Origin of the sequence: Streptosporangium heterodermiicola, from assembly GCF_051390675.1 — a bacterium.
Lineage (GTDB): Bacteria > Actinomycetota > Actinomycetes > Streptosporangiales > Streptosporangiaceae > Streptosporangium.
Window position 1 is genome coordinate 389,126 of sequence record NZ_JBPJSR010000007.1, and the last position, 19,372, is coordinate 408,497.

17 protein-coding genes are annotated in these 19,372 nt (G+C 72.0%); 3 read left to right on the plus strand and 14 right to left on the minus strand.

Annotated features, from left to right (window positions below):
- Positions 1-192: 192 nt before the first annotated feature.
- From ACSC1Q_RS18440 to ACSC1Q_RS18480, 9 genes are all read right to left on the minus strand, one after another.
- The gene (locus ACSC1Q_RS18440; protein ID WP_436759926.1) at positions 193-1,443 is read right to left on the minus strand and encodes a glycosyltransferase family 4 protein; all 1,251 of its coding nucleotides are present in this window, start codon (positions 1,441-1,443) and stop codon (positions 193-195) included.
- On the minus strand, positions 1,436-3,085 hold the full coding sequence (murJ, locus tag ACSC1Q_RS18445) for a murein biosynthesis integral membrane protein MurJ (RefSeq protein ID WP_436759927.1): 1,650 nt from the start codon (positions 3,083-3,085) through the stop codon (positions 1,436-1,438). The genes ACSC1Q_RS18440 and murJ overlap by 8 nt, the downstream gene beginning before the upstream one ends.
- Entirely contained in the window at positions 3,082-3,960 is an 879-nt protein-coding gene (locus ACSC1Q_RS18450) for a hypothetical protein (RefSeq protein WP_436759928.1), read from the minus strand. The genes murJ and ACSC1Q_RS18450 overlap by 4 nt, the downstream gene beginning before the upstream one ends.
- 4 nt (positions 3,961-3,964) lie before the next feature.
- The gene (locus tag ACSC1Q_RS18455; RefSeq protein ID WP_436759929.1) at positions 3,965-4,951 is read right to left on the minus strand and encodes a copper transporter; all 987 of its coding nucleotides are present in this window, start codon (positions 4,949-4,951) and stop codon (positions 3,965-3,967) included.
- Positions 4,948-6,159, minus strand: a complete 1,212-nt coding sequence (steA, locus tag ACSC1Q_RS18460; RefSeq protein WP_436759930.1) for a putative cytokinetic ring protein SteA — start codon at positions 6,157-6,159, stop codon at positions 4,948-4,950. The genes ACSC1Q_RS18455 and steA overlap by 4 nt, the downstream gene beginning before the upstream one ends.
- A 201-nt stretch (positions 6,160-6,360) precedes the next feature.
- Positions 6,361-8,073, minus strand: a complete 1,713-nt coding sequence (gene recN / locus ACSC1Q_RS18465) for a DNA repair protein RecN (protein ID WP_436759931.1) — start codon at positions 8,071-8,073, stop codon at positions 6,361-6,363.
- A 90-nt stretch (positions 8,074-8,163) separates the two neighbouring features.
- On the minus strand, positions 8,164-9,069 hold the full coding sequence (locus ACSC1Q_RS18470) for an NAD kinase (protein ID WP_350967954.1): 906 nt from the start codon (positions 9,067-9,069) through the stop codon (positions 8,164-8,166).
- A 592-nt stretch (positions 9,070-9,661) separates the two neighbouring features.
- A complete protein-coding gene (locus ACSC1Q_RS18475; protein WP_436759932.1) occupies positions 9,662-10,480 on the minus strand; it encodes a TlyA family RNA methyltransferase in 819 nt (272 codons plus the stop codon).
- Positions 10,477-10,932 (minus strand): hypothetical protein, encoded by a 456-nt coding sequence (locus ACSC1Q_RS18480; RefSeq protein ID WP_436759933.1) that lies wholly within the window; start codon positions 10,930-10,932, stop codon positions 10,477-10,479. The genes ACSC1Q_RS18475 and ACSC1Q_RS18480 overlap by 4 nt, the downstream gene beginning before the upstream one ends.
- Positions 10,933-11,505: 573 nt before the next feature.
- Here ACSC1Q_RS18480 and ACSC1Q_RS18485 point away from each other — a divergent pair.
- On the plus strand, positions 11,506-11,853 hold the full coding sequence (locus tag ACSC1Q_RS18485) for an SCP2 sterol-binding domain-containing protein (RefSeq protein ID WP_350967957.1): 348 nt from the start codon (positions 11,506-11,508) through the stop codon (positions 11,851-11,853).
- Positions 11,854-12,049: 196 nt separating this feature from the next.
- Here the strand turns inward: ACSC1Q_RS18485 and ACSC1Q_RS18490 are convergent, their stop codons facing one another.
- Positions 12,050-13,078, minus strand: a complete 1,029-nt coding sequence (locus tag ACSC1Q_RS18490) for an HAD-IIA family hydrolase (RefSeq protein WP_436759934.1) — start codon at positions 13,076-13,078, stop codon at positions 12,050-12,052.
- Between the two features lie 456 nt (positions 13,079-13,534).
- The gene (locus ACSC1Q_RS18495; RefSeq protein ID WP_350967959.1) at positions 13,535-13,966 is read right to left on the minus strand and encodes a tetratricopeptide repeat protein; all 432 of its coding nucleotides are present in this window, start codon (positions 13,964-13,966) and stop codon (positions 13,535-13,537) included.
- Between the two features lie 111 nt (positions 13,967-14,077).
- Between ACSC1Q_RS18495 and ACSC1Q_RS18500 the strand changes: the two genes are divergently transcribed.
- Entirely contained in the window at positions 14,078-15,697 is a 1,620-nt protein-coding gene (locus ACSC1Q_RS18500; RefSeq protein ID WP_436759935.1) for a DUF1015 family protein, read from the plus strand.
- A gap of 92 nt (positions 15,698-15,789) precedes the next feature.
- On the opposite strand, the gene ACSC1Q_RS18505 is transcribed toward ACSC1Q_RS18500, so the two are convergent.
- Positions 15,790-16,443, minus strand: a complete 654-nt coding sequence (locus ACSC1Q_RS18505) for a single-stranded DNA-binding protein (RefSeq protein WP_436759936.1) — start codon at positions 16,441-16,443, stop codon at positions 15,790-15,792.
- 97 nt (positions 16,444-16,540) lie between these two features.
- Between ACSC1Q_RS18505 and ACSC1Q_RS18510 the strand changes: the two genes are divergently transcribed.
- Complete coding sequence (locus ACSC1Q_RS18510; protein WP_436759937.1) at positions 16,541-17,479, plus strand: MBL fold metallo-hydrolase; 939 nt, start codon at positions 16,541-16,543, stop codon at positions 17,477-17,479.
- Positions 17,480-17,568: 89 nt separating this feature from the next.
- Here ACSC1Q_RS18510 and ACSC1Q_RS18515 read toward each other — a convergent pair whose 3' ends face one another.
- A complete protein-coding gene (locus tag ACSC1Q_RS18515) occupies positions 17,569-18,753 on the minus strand; it encodes a hypothetical protein (protein WP_436759938.1) in 1,185 nt (394 codons plus the stop codon).
- A partial coding sequence (locus ACSC1Q_RS18520) for a hypothetical protein (protein ID WP_436759939.1) occupies positions 18,660-19,372 on the minus strand: 713 nt, incomplete at its 5' end. The genes ACSC1Q_RS18520 and ACSC1Q_RS18515, both read right to left, overlap by 94 nt.

Consider the following 19,372-nt stretch of genomic DNA (forward strand, 5'->3'; position numbering starts at 1 on the left):
TGGAGGCCCGCGGGCACCACCGGAGCTCTCCCGGAAAGCACGGAAAGCCCGGTAAACCCACCCGGGAAAGCCGGTAAGCCCGTCCGGAGAAGCCGATGAACCCGCCCGGGAAGGCCTGTGGTTCCCTCGGGAAATCGGCAGGTCCATCCGGAGAAGCCGATGAACCCGCCCGGGAAGGCCGGTGGGCCCGGCTCAGGAAAGCCCCGCGTAGACCGCGAGCACCGCCTCCAGCGCCTCCCGCTCGCCCGGCAGCCCGCGCCCCCGCAGCGCGGCGGCCCCGGCCAGCTCCCCGGCGAGGCCGTCGTCGGCGAGCACCCTCGCGACCGCGTCGCGCATCGCCTCGATGTCCCCGTACGGCACCAGCAGCCCGGCCTCGCCCACCATCGCCGGGATGCCCCCCACGGCGGTGGCGACGATCGCCGTGCCCGCCCGCAGGGCCTCCTGCACGGTGAGCGGCTGCCCCTCCCAGCGGCTCGGCACCACCAGCGCCCTGGCCACCCCGAGCAGATCCCCCACGTCGGAACGGTCGCCGAGCAGCCGTACCGGCAGGTTCTCCCGGTCGATCCGCTCCTGCAACTCCCCCCGCAACGGCCCCTCCCCCGCCACCAGGAACACCGCCTCGGGCGCCCGCTCCCCCGGACCCCGGCCGCGCACGGGTTCCGCCGGGCCCGACACGGGACCCGCCACCGGCCCCGCCGACGAACCCGCGACCGGCCCCGCCGCCGAACCCACGGCCGGTCCCGGTGCGGTACCCGCCGCCGAGCCCGGGACGGGCACCGCGCCCCCGCGAGCCCCACGCAGGGCCTTCGCGACGTCGAGCAGGGTCTCCAGCCCCTTCTGCTGGGCGAGCCTCGCGACCGTCAGGAAGATCACCCGGTCACCCGTGCCGAGCTCCCGCCGCACGTCGCCGGGCTCGCGTCCCGAAGGAGGCAGCGAGGGCGCGGGAACGACGGCGGCCTCGACGTGCCCGGCCCCCAGACGGGTCATCCGCTCCCCCAGGTCGGGGGAGACGACCAGGATCCGGTCGGCGCGGCGGGCCACGATCCGTTCCAGGAGGGCGTAGACGGCGCCGACGGCACCGCCCGCGGTGGCGGCGTTGTGCAGGGTCACCACGAGGCCGGTCCCGGTCCCGGCCAGCGCGATCGCCGCCAGGGCCCCGGCCCGCAGCCCGTGGGCGTGCACGGCGTCCGCCCCGCGCAGCGTCCGGAGCGCCAGGACCGCCCGCGGGTCGGCGAGCGGGCGGGGCCGGTCGGAGATCGGCACGGGCGCGAAGCGCGCGCCGAGGGCGGCGAAGCCGAAGGCGCGCTCCGTGCTCGGCGGGCCCGCCACGACCACCCGGTGGCCGCCGCGCACCAGCCCCCCGGCCAGCATGGCCACGTGCCGGCCGACCCCTCCCGCGCTCGTCCCCAGCACGAGTGCCACGCGCCTGCCCTGATCAGCCATCCGAACGACTCTCCCCCCTCGCGGGACCCCGGCGAAGCCTTGCCAGCAGCGCCTGGGCGTCCTCTCTGTCGATCATCACCACCACGGCCGCGAACACGACCACCCCGGCCACCCCCGCGGCGAGCCCGACCGCCACGGACGCCCACGTGGCCACCGCGCCGAAGGCCTCGACCAGGGTCAGTCCCGCGGCCCAGGCCGCGACGCCGCCGGCCAGGGTCGCCAGGAGGGTGCGCGGCGTCCCCGCCAGCGCGGCCGCCGCCCTGGCGCGGAGCACGGCGACGGTGAGAAGCAGTCCGCCGACGGTCATCCCGACGGTGCTGCCCAGCGCGATCCGCCCGACCACCTCGGACGGGTCCCCCGCCGTGTGGGCGAGCACGATCTGGGCCAGCAGCGCGACGGCCCATCCGGTCACCGAGGCGGCCGCCGCCGACCGGCCCCGCCCGCAGGCGTACAGGATGCGGGCGAGGTGCAGCATGAGCGCGTACCCGACCAGGCCCGGCGCGAACAGCGCGACGCCCCTGGCCATCTCGGCGGGATCGCCGCCCGCGGTCCCGTCGAGGAACACCCTCGACACCGGTACGGCGACCGCCGCCATCACCCCGGCCGCGAGCCCCGTCACCAGCAGCACGGCCCGGGTGGTGGAGGCGGTCAGGGCGTCGAACCCCGGCGTGTCCCCCTCGGCCGCCCGGGTGGACAGCACCGGGAACGAGCTGGTGGCGATCGGCATCACGAGCACGGCGTACGGCAGCTGGTACAGCGCCCAGGCGTAGGTGTAGGCGGCGATCGCGCCCTCGCCGCCCAGGCCGTTGGCCAGGCGGATGACGACGATCAGCGCGACCTGCTGCGCGACCAGCACGGCGAGACCCGCGGTGGCGAGCCTCCGCGCCTTGGCCGCGACGCCCGGCGGGAACGTCAGCGTGGGCCGCAGCCGGAGCCCGAGCCTGGACACCGGGCCGACGACGGTGAGCACCATCGCGGCGGCGGCGACGGTCGCGCCGAGGGAGAGCGACAGCTGCCCGGCGCCGCTGAGCTTCGTCAGGTCCCTGGCGGCGTCCTCGTTGACCACCTCGAACAGCAGGTTGGAGGCGACGATGAGCAGGCTGGAGACGAGCGGCGCCAGGGCCGGGCCCATGAACCGCCGATGGGCCTGGAGCACCCCGTACAGCACCACGGCGAGCCCGAAGAAGATCATCCGAGGGGCGAAGACGACGAGCATGCCGGTGCCGGCCTCGACGACGCCGGCCACGCCGCATCCGTGCGGATCACCCATGAGCAGCGCGACGATCGGCCCGGCGAACGCGACGATGAGCAGCGTCAGCGGCACCAGGACGAGCATCGCCCAGGTGAGCAGCGCCGAGGTGGTCCTGCTCACCTCCGCCCTCGCCCCGGGGTCGTCGTCGGACCTGGAGGCCGCCGAGGCCAGCACCGGCACCACCATCCCGGCCAGCACCCCGCCCGCGACCAGCTCGAAGACGATGTTGGGCACGTAGTTGGCGGTGTTGTAGGCGGTGCCCAGGCAGCTGTTGCCGACGCTCTGCGACTGGACGAGATAGCGGCCGAACCCGACGAGCCTGGCCAGGACGGTCACGACTCCGATGAGGAGTGCCGCCCCCGCGACCCCCCGCGCGATCCTCGTGCTCATCGGGGGGTGGGTGCCTGCTCCACAGGGCGGCGGCCGAGCATGTCGACGCGGTGCAGGAGGGGGTTGCCCGCGATCACCTTGGTGAAGCTGACCTTCTCCGAGGCGGCGGTCAGCGCGACCACGGTGCCGAGCACGGCGAGCCGCCCGGGGCGGCCCAGGGTGACGGCGGCGGCCAGGCCGAGGAGCGCGCCCAGCGCGTTGGCCCCCGCGTCGCCGAGCATCGCCCGCTCGCCGAGGTCCTCGGGCAGCAGCGCGGCGGCGGCCCCCATGGGGAGCGCGGCCAGGGTGGCCGGGACCGGGTCGCCCTTGAGCAGTCCCGCGGCGAGCAGGGGCGCCCCGGCGAGCAGGCCCACCTTCACGGCGCGGCCCGGCCGCAGGTCGAAGAGGTTGGCCAGGTTGGCGCTTCCGGCGATCAGCCCGCCGTTGACGACCACGTCGAAGGGGTCGCGGGAGGTGACGGCGGCGGCGGCGAGGCCGGTCGCGCCGATGCCGAGGATCTTCACGGCCCCGCTGGTGACCTCGCCCTTGGCCAGGGCGCTCAGATGCCCCCTGAACCCCTTGGACGAGGTCGCGCCGTACAGGTCGTCGTAGGCTCCGAGGCCGCCGCCGCCCGCCACCGCCAGCAGCGCCGCCACCCGGACCCCGCCGGGCAGCCCGGGGATCACGGCCGCGGCGGCTCCGGCACCGGCGACGAACGCCGGGCCCTCCAGCAGGGTGATCGGCTCGCCCCGGTGGTTCGTCCTGGCCCAGGTCTCCGCGTCGCCGACCGGGGGCCTGCGGGTGAAGGCGGCGTACGCGGCACGCGCGGCGACCGCGCCGAGGAACGCGCCGGCGAGGGCACCCGCGAGGGCGCGGGGAAAAGCGCGACGAGCCATCGGGTCATCCTCCGGAGGTGGCCGTGGCGGCCGTGGGAGCGGCCGTGGGGGTCGGCGTCGCGCTGGGCTCGATGCCGGAGACGCCGGGGCCGATGCCGTACTGGCCGGCCAGCCCGGTGAGTTGCTCTCGGAGAGCGTAGACCACCACGACCCGTCCCGCGGGCATATCGGCGGTGTCGACGCTGGAGACCTTCTCGGTGAGGGCCGCGTCCTCGCGGAGCGCGGCGATCACCCCGCCGGCCGCGGCCGAGGTCTGCGTGCCGGCCAGCACGGTGCCCTGGCCCGCGTCGTCCAGGCCGACCGCCAGCGTCACGAGCGCGCCCGCCTGCTCGCCCGCGGTCTCCCCGGTGTACGCCTCCGCCGGGGCGATCACCAGGGCCGCCTCCGCGCGCTTGGCGGGTTCGTCGGTGACGGTGAGCAGGCCGCCGCGCTGGAAGGCGTCGAGGATGCCGGCCCCGGCCGGGTGCTCCTTGCCCACCTGGCTGGAGTCACTGGTCAGGATCGCCCCGGCGAGCACCTCCGCCGCCTTGTCGTACGCCGTGTCCTCGACGGAGAAGACGGTCTCGGGGGCCTTGGCGCCGACGGCCAGCTTGTCGATGAAGCCCGCCTGGGCGGGGTCGGTGTATCGCTCGGTGAGGGTGATCCGGCCGGTCACGGTCGCCCCGGCCTCCTCGATCACCTGCTGCGCCGCCTCGCGCACGCTCGCCGTGCTGCCCGGGGCCTCGACGATCACGACGCTCTCGCCGGCGAGCGCGTCCCCGACCAGCCGGGGGGTGTCGGCTGCCACGAACGCGTCGTTGGCGGCCTCGCGCTTCTGCAGGGCCTCGACCTGGTCGCGAAGCTCGTTGTTGCCCTCGCGGAACTGGTTGACGGCCAGCTCGCTCGCCTTGATGACGGGGTCTTCGAGCAGGGTGGTGCCCAGCACGATGCCCACCGACAGCGCGAGGAAGATCGCGACGATGGAGACGAGGTGATAGCGGAAATCGATCACGAGAAGAGTCCGACCAGCCAGAAGATGAAGCCGCTCCAGACGTCGCGCATGCTGTCCAGCCAGATCTTGCCCACCGGGGAGACGACGATCGCCACCCCCATGGTGATCAGCGTGGTGGCGACGAGCAGGAGCAGGGACGGTGTGGAGATCCGGCTGCGGTAGAGCCGGCTGACGCCTTTCGCGTCGACGAGTTTGCTGCCCACCCGCAGGCGGGTGAGGAAGGTGCTGGCCATGCCGGAGCGGCCCTTGTCGAGGAACTCCACCAGGGTCGCGTGGGTGCCGACGGCGACGATGAGATCGGCGCCCTTGTCGTCGGCGAGCAGCATCGCGATGTCCTCGCTGGTGCCGATCGCCGGGAAGAGCACCGCGGTGCGGCCCAGCTGCTGGACCCGCTCCAGGCCCGGCGCCCTGCCGTCGCGGTAGGCGTGCACGACCAGCTCGGCACCGGTGGTGAGCGCCTTGGTGGAGACCGAGTCGAAGTCCCCGACGATGATGTCGGGCAGGTATCCGGCCTCCAGCAGCGCGTCCGCGCCGCCGTCCACGCCGATCATGACCGGGCGGTATTCGCGGATGTAGGGGCGGAGGGCGGCGATGTCCTCCTTGTAGTGGTAACCGCGCACCACGATGAGGACGTGCCTGCCCTCCATGACGGTCCGGACGTCGGGAACGCCGATCCCGTCGATGAGGAGGTCGCGCTCGCGGCGGACGTACTCCATGGTGTTGGCCGCGAACGCCTCGATCTGCACCGTCAGCCCGGCCCGCGCCTCGCTCATCGCGGCCTCGACGGCCTCGGCCGTCTGCACGTCGCCCTTGCCGACCACCTCGTCGTCGAGGTGGATGACGCCCTCGTACAGCCTGACCAGGTCGCCGTCCTTGATCCGCTCGAACAGCTCGGGGGTGGCGTTGTCGACGAACGGCACCCCGGCGTCGACGATGATCTGCGGGCCCAGGTTGGGGTAGCGGCCACTGATGCCGGAGGCGACGTTGACGACACCCGCCGCGCCGCACGCGACAAGCGCCTCCGCGCTCACCCGGTCAACGTCAACGTGATCGATAATCGCGATTTCCCCGGCCCTGAGGCGCTTGGTCAGCCTCTTGGTCCGCCGATCGATTCTCGCCACTGCCGTCACCCCGGGAAGGTCAGTGACCTTCCTGCGGCGGAGGTACCCGGTGAGCCTGTCTTTCAGCCCGTCAATCGGCACCTTCATCACGACCATCCTGCCAGAGGGAACGACCGGGAGAGCCAAACAGCCGGCAGCGTGTCAGATCCGTCACCCGAAACCCCCGGCCCCCGCTTCCCCGGAACATCCGCATTACTCTTTCAACCCGCCACACGCCCCGTCATCTCGTTATCCGGCCCGTCCGGGCTGTTTCCGCCTCCCGTCACACCCCGCCGGCGGCCTGTCCGGTCACGCCTTGTCCGCGGCGGCGATCGACAGCAGCTCCTCGGCGTGCGCGCGGCCCAGCTCGGAGTCCTCAAGCCCGGCGAGCATGCGGGAGAGCTCGCGCGCCCGGCCGTCCTTGTCGAGGGCGATCACGCCGCTGCGCACCACGCTCCCGTCGTCGGCCTTCTCCACGACGAGATGCTGGTCGGCGAAGGCCGCGACCTGCGGGAGGTGGGTGACGACGATCACCTGGGAGGTGCGGGCCAGCCGCGCCAGCCTGCGGCCGATCTCCACCGCGGCCTTGCCGCCCACGCCCGCGTCGACCTCGTCGAAGACGAACGTCGGGACCGGGTCGGCACCGGCGAACACCACCTCGATGGCGAGCATTACCCGGCTCAGCTCACCCCCCGAGGCGCCCTTGTTCAGCGGCAGGAGCGGTGAGGCCGGGTGCGGCGCCATGCGTAGCTCGACCTCGTCGACGCCCTGCGGGCCGAACTCGGGGGCGGCGGCGATGGTGACCACCACCCTGGCGTGCGGCATGGCCAGCGCGGTGAGCTCCTCGGTCACGGCCCGCCCGAACCGCTCCGCGGCCGCCGTCCTGACCCGGGTCAGCTCGGCGGCCAGCTCGGTGAGGCGCTCGGTGAGCTCCTCGTGCTCGCGGGTGAGCTCGCCGATGCGGTCGTCGTCGCCGTCGAGCTCCGCCACCCTGGCGGCGGCCCGCGCGGCCCAGGCGAGCACCTCCGCGGTGTCCTGGCCGTATCTGCGGATGACGTGGGTGAGCACGGCCCGCCGCTCCTGCACGACCGCGAGCCGGCCCGGGTCGGCGTCGACCGACTCGAAGTACGCGGCCAGCTCGGTGGCGACGTCGGAGATCAGATAGCCCGCCTCCGCGAGCCGGTCGGCGATCCCGGCGAGCGCGGGGTCGAAGTCGCGCACCGCCTCGACGGCCGTACGGGCCTCCCCGACCAGCGCGATGGCGTCCGGCATGGCCTGCTCGCCGGACAGCGGGTCGCCGAGCAGCGCCCGGTGCGCCGTCTCCGCGGCCCCCCTGAGGGAGTCGGCGTGGGAGAGCCGCTCCTCCTCCTCGCGCAGCTCGATCTCCTCGCCGGCCTTGGGGTCGGCCTTCTCGACCTCGCCGAGCCCGAACCTGAGCTGGTCGGCCTCCTGGGCGCGCTCCCTGGCCCTGGTGGTCAGCTCGTCCAGCTGCTCCGCGGTCTTCCTGTGCCGCTTGTAGGCCTGCTCGTAGGCGCGCAGCGGCTTGACCAGCTCCTCACCGGCGTAGCGGTCGAGGGCGGCCCGCTGGCGGCCCGGCTGCAGCAGCCGCTGCTGGTCCATCTGGCCGTGCACGGCCACCAGGTCCTCGGCCAGGTAGGTGAGGGTGCCGACGGGGACGGTGCGCCCGCCCAGCCAGGCGCGGCTGCGCCCCTCGACGGACACCGTCCGCGAGATGATCAGCTCACCGTCCTCGACCACGCCGCCCACGTCCTGCACCTGCTGGGCGACCCGTCCCGCGGGGTCGACGACCAGCGTGCCCTCGATGGTGGTCTTGCCGGAGCCGGGGCGGACCCTGGCGGGGTCGGCACGGCCGCCGAACAGCAGCCCCAGACCGGTCACCACCATGGTCTTACCCGCGCCCGTCTCGCCCGTGACCACGGTGAATCCCGGCGCCAGCACCAGGACGGCCTCGTCGATCACGCCGAGCCCCTGGATGCGGACCTCCTCGACTCTAGGTCGCACTGGTCCCTCCCGTCACATCGAATTCACCGAACATCAGTGCGGTGCGCGGGCACGATCCTACGCGCTTGAGGCGTCGCCCGCCCGGACGAACTAGGGCCTCACACGGCCACGCCACCCCTGTACAGGGAGATCGAACTTGGCGACCAGCCTGTCGGTGAACGGCGCCCCGGTGTCCTCCAGGCCGTGCAGCCGCGCGAGCCGTACCGGCAGCTCGGCCCGCCTGAGCTCCACCCTCGCACCGGCGGGCAGGTCGAACCTGCGGCGGCCGTCGCACCACAGCACCGCGCCCGCCGTCTCCGTCTGGATCTCCAGCGCCAGCTTGGAGCGGGGCGAGACCACCAGAGGCCGGGCGAACAGGGCGTGGGCGCTGATGGGCACCAGCAGCAGGGCCTCCACCTCGGGCCACACGACCGGGCCTCCGGCGGAGAAGGCGTACGCGGTCGAACCGGTCGGCGTGGCGCAGATCACCCCGTCGCACCCCCAGCGCGACAGCGGGCGCCCGTCGATCTCGGCGACCACCTCCAGCATCCGCTCGCTCTTCTCGACGGTTGCCTCGTTCAGCGCCCAGCTGTCGGCCAGCAGCTTGCCGTTGAGGCGGGCGGTGACCTCGATGGTCATCCGCTCCTCGACGTCGTAGCGGCCGTCCACCACGCTGTCGACCGCGTCCGCCAGGTCCTCCACCTCGGCCTCGGCCAGGAAGCCCACGTGTCCGAGGTTCACCCCCAGCAGCGGCACCCCGGCCGGGCGGGCGAGCTCGGCGGCCCTCAGGAGGCTGCCGTCCCCGCCGAGCACGATCATCATCTCGGCGGCGTCGACCGCCGCCGAACCCGCGGGTACCACGTCGGCCCCCGCGCAGGCGATCTCGTCGGCCTCGGCACTGAGAACGCGCACGTTCAGCCCGGCGTCCACGAACCGCTGGATCACCATCCGGGCGCTGTCGACGGCCGCCTCCCGCCCGGTGTGCGCGGTGACCAGCACGGTGCGCTTGGCAGTCATCGACTCTCCTTGAGCGTGGAGACCCTCGCCCCGGGGCGGGGAGGGAGACACGGCGCGGTGCCGCGTGTTTCTGTACCGTGCCCGGCGGTGGCGACGACCGGGCCACTACGAGTGTGCCCGGCGGCGCCCCCGCCGGACCTGTGGAGAGGTGAAACGCCTGTGGAGCTGGTGTGGGACCTCAAGGATTTTCTCCTGGCGGGCGGCCGGCGGTGGATCGGGAACTCTCATGGACGATCGCGGGAATCCCCTCCGCCCGGAGGATTCCGGGGGTTTCCGGAGATCTTCGCGACCTCCGGGATCTCCGGGATCTCCGGCGGTTCCGGTGGGGGATGAGGATGTCAGGTCTCCACTCTCCCCGGTCGCCCAGGCGCCGAGGGCGCCAGGGTGGCCGGGAGGCGGGGGTTCGGGGACTCGGGAGCGTGCGCCGGGAAGCGGGGGTTCAGGAGCGGGGGTTCGGGAGCGGGAAGCGCGGGGCGTGAGGCTTGGGGACGGGAGGCGGGAAGCTTGAGTGCGTGCGGCTTCGGGGCGAGGGGCTTGGGAGGCGGGGAGCCCCGGGAGCCCCGGCGGGTGAGGGATGTACGGACCCACGGACCTATCGGGGGCCTTCCGCCACCGCCCGTTCGATCTCCGCGTCAAGATCGGGGACCGGCGGGGCGCCCTCTCCCTTGCCCAGCCAGATGACGTACTCGACGTTGCCGGACGGGCCCGGCAGCGGGCTCGCGGTGACCCCTCGCACGCTCAGGCCGAGGGTCCGCGCGGCCTCGGCCACGTCCCGTACGGCCCCGGCGCGAAGCTCCGGGTCGCGGACGACCCCGCCCGCGCCGACCCGCTCCCTGCCGACCTCGAACTGGGGTTTGACCAGCATCGCGAAGTCGGCCCGCCCTGCGGCGCACAGGGCCAGGGCCGGCAGCACCAGGCGCAGGGAGATGAAGGAGAGATCACCGACGATCAGCGTGGGGGCCTCGCCGACCATGTCGGGTTTCAGGTCCCTGACGTTGACCCGCTCCATCACCGTGACCCTGTCGTCGGTCCGCAGCGACCACGCGAGCTGGCCGTACCCGACGTCGACGGCCAGCACGTGGGCCGCTCCTGCGCGCAGCAGCACGTCGGTGAAGCCGCCGGTCGAGGCGCCCGCGTCCAGGCAGCGACGCCCCTCGACGGCGAGGCCGAGGGGGCCGAAGGCCTCCAGCGCGCCGAGGAGCTTGTGCGCGCCCCGCGAGACGTAGTCGGGCCCCTCGGCCGCCTCCGCGACCACGATGGCCGAGGCCGTGTCGACCTGGGTCGCGGGCTTGGCGGCCACCTGACCGCCGACGCTGACCCGGCCGGCCTCGATGAGCTGGGCCGCCTGTTCCCGGGACCGCGCCAGTTTCCGGCGGACGAGCTCGCTGTCGAGGCGTGTCCGCCGGCTCACGGGCGCCCGTCCCGGGTGCCGTCCGCCGGTTCCGGCTCCTGCCCGGAGACACCGCGCGCCGGCGCCTGTCCCGAGGGGCCGTCCCCTCCGGGGACGCCGCCCGCCGGGGACGGTCCTCGCCCCAAGCCGCCGTACGCCGGTCCCGGCTTCGGTCCTGGCCCCGGCTTTGGCCCCGGCCCCGGGACACCGTGGGTCAGTGCCGTCCCCGGCCCCTGCCTCGACGCACCGTGTGCCGGAGTGATCGCCTGGCCAGGGAGATCGCCGACCGAGGCGGGCTCCCGTCCCGAGACGTCGTTCACCGAGGCGAGCGCCCGCTCCAGCCCGCCGAACACCTCCTCGAAGACGTCCGCGTGCGCCGAGACGGGCAGGGCACCGAGACGGGTGAGCCCGCCCAGCGCGGCGTCCACCCGCTCGTCGCCCGTCTCGTCCGTCTCCTCCAGCAGGTCCGTCATGCGCCCCCTCCGGAACCGCTCCTGGCCGCCTCGGCCCTCGTGGCCGTCTCCGCAGCCCTTCCTCCGTATGAACACCGTACGAACACCGTACGAACACGGCCGCCGTCGTACGAGCACGACGCTCGGCGGCTCCGCGCCCGTGGATTCCCCGACCGTATCGGAACCCGCGCCCCTCGTCGTCCCGGCGGGCCTTCCCGCCCTTTCCGTCTTCACCGTGCCCACGCTCGCGGTCTCGCCGTCTCCCGGCTCCCGGCTCCCGAGGGGAAGCCGCCCTCCCCCTCCGGCCGCTTCCGCACAGGGCGATCCGGCACCGGCCCGGCCGACGTGGGCCAGGAGGGAAGGGGTTCTCCAAAAATGGGTAAACCGTGAACTATCACGGGGGCCTCGCTCGTTGTCATCCCGTTAAGGTCGGCGACCGCCGACGCGTACCCACGTGATGTTTCGACGCCATGACAGCCGCCTCTTTCTCCGGCACACCCCCGCGCCGGATTGCATGCCGTACCCATGTGGAACGCTACCGTCCGTACCTGCAAGGGATTCGGATCGGTCAGGGAGAGAAGGGAGCGCCACGCGATGGCGACCGTCGACGAGTGCCGGGTGGCACTGCGCAAACTCGGCGAGCAGTTCGACGAGGTTGACCAGGAAAGCCGCGCCAAGCACGTGGTCGAGCGCAGCATCAGCTGCCACGTCAAGGATCTCGGCGTCACCTTCTACGGGCACATCCACCACGGCGGACTCGGCCCCTTCGAGGACCTGGCCGCGAACGACGGCAGGCAGGCCGAGGTGAAGCTGACCATCGGCAGCGATGATCTCATCTCCCTGGTCAACGGGGAGCTCGACATGGGACGGGCCGTCTTCAGCGGGCGGGTCAAGGTCGACGCCAGCTTCGGTGACCTTCTCCGCCTGCGCAAGCTTCTCTGAGGGTCCCGCCCTCGGTCGGGATCACGCGGAAGGAGAGTCCCCGAAGCCGGCGATGGCCGGTTCGGCCCCTGACTTCCCGGCCCCCGGTCATCACGCGGCGTGAGTCCCCGCCGGGTCCACGTGACCGGGGAGTCGGGGGGCGTGGTCAGGGGCCGGGGAGTCAGGGGGCCGTGGTCATGGGGCCGAGGCGGCCGTCTCAGCCGGAGCGCGGGGTGCCCGGGGTGCGTGGCGGGAGGACGAAGTCGAGTGCCGCCTTCACCGCGTCCTCGTCCGCCCGGCCCTCGCCCACCGCCTCCCAGGTCGCGGCGGCCGCGGCGCGGAGCCCGTCGAGCGGCTCACCCTCGCCTTCGAGGGTGAGCGCGCCCTCCTCCCAGCGGGCCGTCCACCCCTCGCAGGCCCATCCGTTCCCGATCCGCCGCACCTCGGGGTAGGGCCGGTGCAGGTCGGACAGATCAGCGGCGACGTAGGTGGGCCGGTGCCGTGGAACGGCGGTCAGCACGTCGAGCGGGCTCGCCACCCCGGTCAGGACCAGCAGGCTGTCCACTCCCGCGTTGTTCGCCCCCTCGATGTCGGTGTCGAGCCGGTCACCGACCACCAGGGGCCGTCGCGATCCGGTACGGAGCATCGACTCCCGGTGCAGGGGCGGCTCGGGCTTTCCCGCGACGACCGGCTCCACCCCGGTCGCCGTGGCGATGACCCTGATCATCGCGCCGTTGCCGGGAAGCTCGCCCCTGCCGGTCGGCATGGTCGAGTCGGCGTTGGCGGCGACGAAGAACGCCCCCTCCCTCACGGCGAGTGCTCCCTCGGCCAGCAGGCCGTAGGAGAGATCGGGCGCGATGCCCTGGACGACCGCGACCGGGGCGTCCAGGGCGGTGCTGACCGGACGCAGCCCGTGGGCGCGCAGTGCGGAGCGCAGCCCCATCCCGCCGACCACCAGCACCGCGGCGCCCGGTTCGACCCGCTCGGCCACGAGCCGCGCGGCGGCCTGGGCGGAGGTCACGACGTCCTCGGGGGTCGCCGGAGCGCCCAGCGCACGCAGGTGCTGGGCGATGGCGGCGGGGGTGCGCGAGGCGTTGTTGGTGACGTAGGCGAGGCGCACACCACGCTCCGCCGCCCGGCTCAGAGCCTCGGGAGCCGACGGCACGGCGTCGCGCCCGAGATACACCACCCCGTCGAGGTCAAGGAGAAGGGTGTCGTACGAGTCGATCAGCGTATTCGTATCCACCGGCCCATTTCATCACCCGCGTTCCACCATCCGCACGGGTCCATCCGACGGAGCGGCCTGGATCACCCTCGGCGAACCCACGGCGAACCCACCCAGATCACATCTGACGAGCGTCTACGGGCCACGCCCGCGGGCCGACATGGATTCACATGCGACGGACGCCTACGACCTCATCCGAATCACAGACAAAAGCCACCTATCGCCACAGCGGTCACAGACAACAGCCACCCATCACCACAACCGGCAAACCCACGCGAACCACACACGGCGAACATCCGCGGCCGTACCGGCAACCCCACACAGACCACATACGACGGACGCCTGCGGCCACGCCTGTCACCTGGGGAAACTCGTACACCACCTCCGCAGACGCAACCTGGGCGCAACCCGCCTGCCGCGAGCCCGCAAGGATCGCATCCGGTGAACCGGAGGATCACAGCGCTTTACTCGTACGGATCACATCCTGCGGGCACGCAACGTGGCGCGAACGCTTTTCAGCGCGGAAACGTAGTGCCGCAGGTCGGGTCGCATCGCGACGGCGATGGCCAGCGGTTCCTGAGCCCCCTCCATGTCCCCGGTGCGCCAGAGGGCGAGCCCGAGCCCGAAATACGCGTAGTCCTCAGCCGGGTTGGCATCGATGATCCAGCGGAAACTGTCGGCGGCGTCAGAGTACTGACGGGAGTTGAACTGCGCCCTGGCGAGAGCCTCCCGGATGCTCCGTGACTCCGGCTCCGCGTCGGCCGCCCGCTCCAGCAGCGCGGCCGCCGCCGCCGGACTGCCCTCGGCCAGCAGCCTCATCCCTCGTTGGAACCATTCGTAGACGTCCCCGACCGGAGCGCCCGTCTCGGGGCTGGGGGAATCAGACGGACCGCCACGTCCTTGGACCATTATGTGAGGCCTCCTTCATCGACAGACGACAGATCTGGCCGATTCCCTGACGGACCGGGCACCACCACAGACTCGAAGCGGCCCCCGGCCGTTTCAGGCCTTTATGGCAGCATGCCCTCTATGGCGAATCCTGAACTGCCGATACCCGGCGGGCTGGTGCTCCGCCCGTTCCGCGGCGTACGGTTCACGGTCGACGATCTGGCCGGGGTCACCTCACCGCCTTACGACCTCATCGACGAGGCCGGCGTGCGAAAGCTGCTCGACACCCATCCCAACAACGTGGTGCGCTTGATCCTTCCCGGCACCGACCAGCACAGATACGCCGAGGCGCGGGAGACGCTTCACCAATGGCTCTCCTCCGGGGTGCTGGCCGCCGACGAGACGCCCGCGGTCTACGTCTACGAGCAGTCGGGCCCCGGGATCCTGCAGCGCGGAATCATCGGCGACGTGGGCCTGGCCGGTCCGGAACTGCACATCGTCCTGCCTCACGAGAACGTGATGCCCGGACCCGTCGCCGACCGGCTGGCGCTGATGAGCACCACGGAAGCCAACCTCGAACCCATCTTCCTGCTCTACGAAGGCGCGGACGGCGCCACCACCCGCCTCGTCGACCGTGTCGCCGCGTCCCGGCCTCCGCTGGTGGAGGCGAGGACCGAAGACGGGGTCAGGCACCGGCTGTGGGCCGTCACCGACACCGGGGAGCTCGCCTCCATCGACGCCGACCTCCGCCCCCGCCAGGCCCTCATCGCCGACGGGCACCATCGTTACGCCACCTACCTCGCGCTCCAGCGGAAACACCGCGCCGCTCCCCCAAGTGATGCCACGTCCACGACCGACACAGCGGCCCGGGCAGGCGCGGCGGGGACGGCGGGGACGGCGGGGACGCCCTCGGGGCGGGTGGGGGCCGTGGAGGGGACGACACCGGCGGAGCCCGTGCCCGTGACACCGGCAGGGCCCGCGAACGCCGCGAGACCTGTGGCACCCCTGACACGGGGAGCCCCCCTGACACAGGTGGAACCGGTGACACCAACGGAACCCACCGCACCCGTGGGATCTGCGGGATCCGTGGCATCTGTGGCATCGGTGGCAGCGGTGACGCCGCTGAGCTTCGTGGAGGCCGAGCCGTGGGATTTCGGCCTCGCGCTCCTGGTGGACTCCAGCGCCTACCCACCGGATCTGAAGGCCATCCACCGGGTCATTCCCGAGCTGCCGCTCGAAGAGGCACTGGCCAAGGCCAAGGGCTCGTGGCGGGTTCAGGAGCACACGGACCTGGCCGAGGGCCTGGCCGCGCTGGACGAGACCAGCGGACCGGCCTACCTGCTCTCCTCCGGCGGGCTCACCCACCTTCTCAGCGACCCTGACCTCGATCAGCTCGAACATGCCATGCCCTCCGAGCGCTCGGCCAGGTGGCGAGCACTGAACACCTCCGTCCTCGCGGAGTTTCTCCTGCCAAAGGTCTGGGGAATGCGGGACGACGAGCTGTCGGTGCGTATCGTCCACCACGACCCGGAGGCCGCCGTACGGCTCGCACGGGCCTCCGGTGGGACCGCGGTGCTGTTGCGCCCGCTCGCCGTCGACGATGTGCTCGCGGTCGCGGCCCAGGGGGAACGAGTGCCTCGCAAGTCCACTTCCTTCGGCCCGAAGCCCAGGACCGGCCTGGTCCTGCGCCTGCTCACCCCGGGGCGGACATCGCCCACGGACAACCCGCCCTTCGGGAAGCCGGGCCCCTGAGAGTTCGAGGAGCCCGAATCCCGAGAGGAAGCCGGGGCTCCGAGAAACTCCGATATCCCGCGATCTCGGATGCATGCGAAGAAGGACACCGGTCACTCGCTCACTCCGGAGACCATTCCCGCGCGTGTCGCGAGGTGAGACACCCCAGAACGGTCCGAAATCGACGCCTCCACGGCTTGTGGAACCAACACCGGCACCGGCACCGACGTACCTTCCGAAGCGAGTTCCGATCGAATCAGAGGGAGGTCGTCAGGCCCCGCCGAGGCAGGACCTCGCTCAACCGGAACGAGCCGCGACTCCGCACCCTGCCCGGAATCTCCTTGTCCGGCATCCTCCTGCTCGGCGTCTCCCTGCTCCGCGTGCACGAGTGAGCGCACCGACCGAGGCGGAGCGGGCACCGGAACCCCCTCCTCGCCGGTCAGGATCGTGGTCACCCTGCGTTCGAGACGTCTCGCCGAACACACCTCGACCTCGTACCCGGACGATTTCGCCCCTTCACTTCCCCACCAGCGGCGGCGCAGCGAACCCGTCACCTCGACGATGTCGTCGGGCAGCCAACCGGCCACGGCCTCGATCACTTCGAGCTCGAACGACGCGCACGGAATGGTGTCGACCCGGGCTCCACGCCAGCGGTGCTGCCGTCGGACGATCAGGCGCCAGGTGCCGAGTTTGCTTCCGCTCGGCAACACCCTGATGTGGGCCGCCTCAGGCAGGCGGCCCACGAGAATGACCTCGTTACGATCCATGCGATCCTCCTCGATCCTGCCGGTCGAGGACGACTCTCTACGATGTGAGCCGCACAGGAATGGCCCGAATACTGTTCTGTGGACGCCGGTTCCAGTTATGAGGTGGCCTGTGGAAAACATCACCGCGCTCGGCGGGGACGTCTACGAGATCGACACGAGGATGGCCGGATATTCGAGCATCACGGCCGGGTACCTGATCCTCGGAGACCGTCCCTGCCTGGTGGAGACCGGCACCTCCACCTCCGCTCCCGTGGTGCGCGACGCCCTGACCTCGCTGGGCGTCGGCCCGGGAGATCTCGCCACGGTCGTCGTCACGCACATCCATCTGGATCACGCGGGCGGGGTCGGCGACATCGCCGGTTTCTACCCGGACGCGGAGATCGTGGTTCACGAGAAGGGTGCCCGGCATCTCGCCGATCCGTCCAGGCTGATGGCCAGCGCGCGGACGGTCTGGGGCGACAAGCTGGACGCCCTGTTCGGCGAGCTCTCCCCCACGGAAGCCTCGCGGATCCGCGCGCTCGGCGACACCGACACGATCGACCTCGGCAACGGCCGTACCCTGAACAGCCATTACTCACCAGGGCACGCCAGACACCATGTGGGGCTCATCGACTCCGGCACCGGAGACCTCTACGTCGGCGACGCGGCCGGGGTCTACCTTCCCGAAACGGGCGACCTGCGCCCCGCCACGCCCCCGCCGGACTTCGACCTGCGGACCGCGCTGGACTCGATCGCCCTGTTCAAAGCATTGGGCCCGCAGAGACTGCTCTTCAGTCACTACGGGCCGGTCGCGGATGTGGAGGAGATCCTGGGACGCTCCGCCGAGGAGCTTCGCGTCTGGGTGGACATGACCCGCCAGACCCGTACGGAGGGCATGGACCTGGATCACGCCGCCGCCATGGTGAGGGAGCGCACCCGCGACCGCTATGCGGCCCTGAACGCGGACGAGGCGACCGCCGAGCGGTTCGAACTGCTCAGCGGCGCCCCGTCAAACGTGGCCGGCATCCTGCACTGGCTGGACCGGGTCCAGCCGTAAGGACGCGAGGCTCAGGATCACTCTGGAGGTACCTCCCACGTTCCGGATGGACGGCCCGTCCACCCGGAACGTGGTGAAGGTCCCTTGAACTACTTCTTCTCGGACTTGCCCCGGCCCCGGCCCTGCTCGTCGTCCCCGTCCCGATCCTCGTCCAGGTCGTCATCGTCTCCGTCGGAGCCGGCATCGGGGGCGTCACTGAGAATGTCGCCGAAGTCGGGCTCGATGAAGGCCGGGCCGACAGCGCGCTCCACCTTGCCGGGCTTCTCCTCTATCTTCCGCTCGGCGTCGACCGGCTCGTTCTCGGAGACCTTCTCGGAAGAGACCTTCTCGGAGGAGACTTCTTCGGCGGAGCCGTTGTCCGGAGCATCGCCGGCAGCGGCCCGGTTCTCGCTGAACTCGTCGTCGAAGAGGTCGTCTTCAGCCTCGATCTCCGCGTCCAGATCCGCGACGTCGTCGATGTCGGCGTCATCGTCGATGTGGAGGACCTCATCGCCGTCATCGGTGTCGGTCTCGTCGCCGACCTCGGCATCGGCGCCGCCCTCGGAGCGGGTGTCGGCGTCGATGACTTCCCCGTCCTCGTCGTCGTCCTCTTCGAGATCCTCGATGACAGCGCCCGTCAGCTCCGCGTAACGCTCGGCCGCGTCGGTCTCGCCGTCCTCGTCGAAGGCCATCGCCCGGCCGAACCACTCGGTGGCGGGCCCCTCGTGACCCGCCACCGACAGCGCGTCGGCGTAGGCGAAGGCGAGGCGGGCCGACCAGGGCTGAGGACGGGTGTCACGCAGCTCGGGAAGGCGCTGGAGGGTGATGACCGCCGCGTCGTTCTGACCGAGATCCCTCCGGGCGCCGGACTCCACGATGGCGAGTTCGATCTTGCCGACGCGGTCTAGCCGCTCGGCCTCCTTGGAGCGGACCAGATCAAGGGCGCGCTCGGGACGGCCAAGGCCACGCTCGCAGTCCGCCATGATCGGCAGGAACGAGTCGGACCCCGTCATCCGGCGAGCCGCGCGCAGATCGCTGAGCGCCTCGGAGAAGTGACCCGCGCGGTAGGCCGCGATGCCGACGGCCTCGCGAATCACCCCGATCCTGGCCGCGAAACGACGGGCGACCTTCGTGTGCTCGTACGCCCGCTCCGCGTCGTCCTCACCGAGAGCCCTCTCGGCCGCCACCAGGTGGCGGGAGATCAGCTCCGCGAGGTCGAGCGGAAGGGAACGGAGTTCCTCGCGGATCTCCTTGTCGAGCTCCTCCGCGGTGATGTCCGGCGCGAGCTCCGGCAACTCCTCACGCTGACCGCTGGGAGCCTCGTCACGGCCACCGGACCGATCGTCCCGGCCGTAGCGGGTGCGGGACCCCTCACCGTCGCGGTCACGGTTCCCGAAGGAACGCCCTCCACCGGGACGGTCGTCGCGGTTGAACGGCCTGCGCTCACCACGGTCGTCGCGGTTGAACGACGGACGGTCCCCACCGCGATCGTCACGGCCGGAACCGGGACGATCACCACGGTAACCACCACCCGGACGGTCATCACGATTGAACGGCCTGCGCTCACCATCCGGGCGCGAGCCATAACGGCTACGGGTCTGGTCACGGTCCCCGTACGAACGACGCTCACCACCGCGATCATCGCGGTTGAAGGGAGGACGCCCGGAACCACGATCGTCGCGGTTGAACGGAGGACGGTCCCCACCGGGACGGTCGTCGCGGTTGAACGAAGGACGGTCACCGCGATCACCACGGTAACCACCACCCGGACGGTCATCACGGTTGAACGGCGGACGCCCCCCACCGGGACGGTCATCACGATTGAACGGCCTGCGCTCACCACGGTCGTCGCGGTTGAACGACGGCCGGTCCCCACCGCGATCGTCACGGCCGGAACCGGGACGATCACCACGG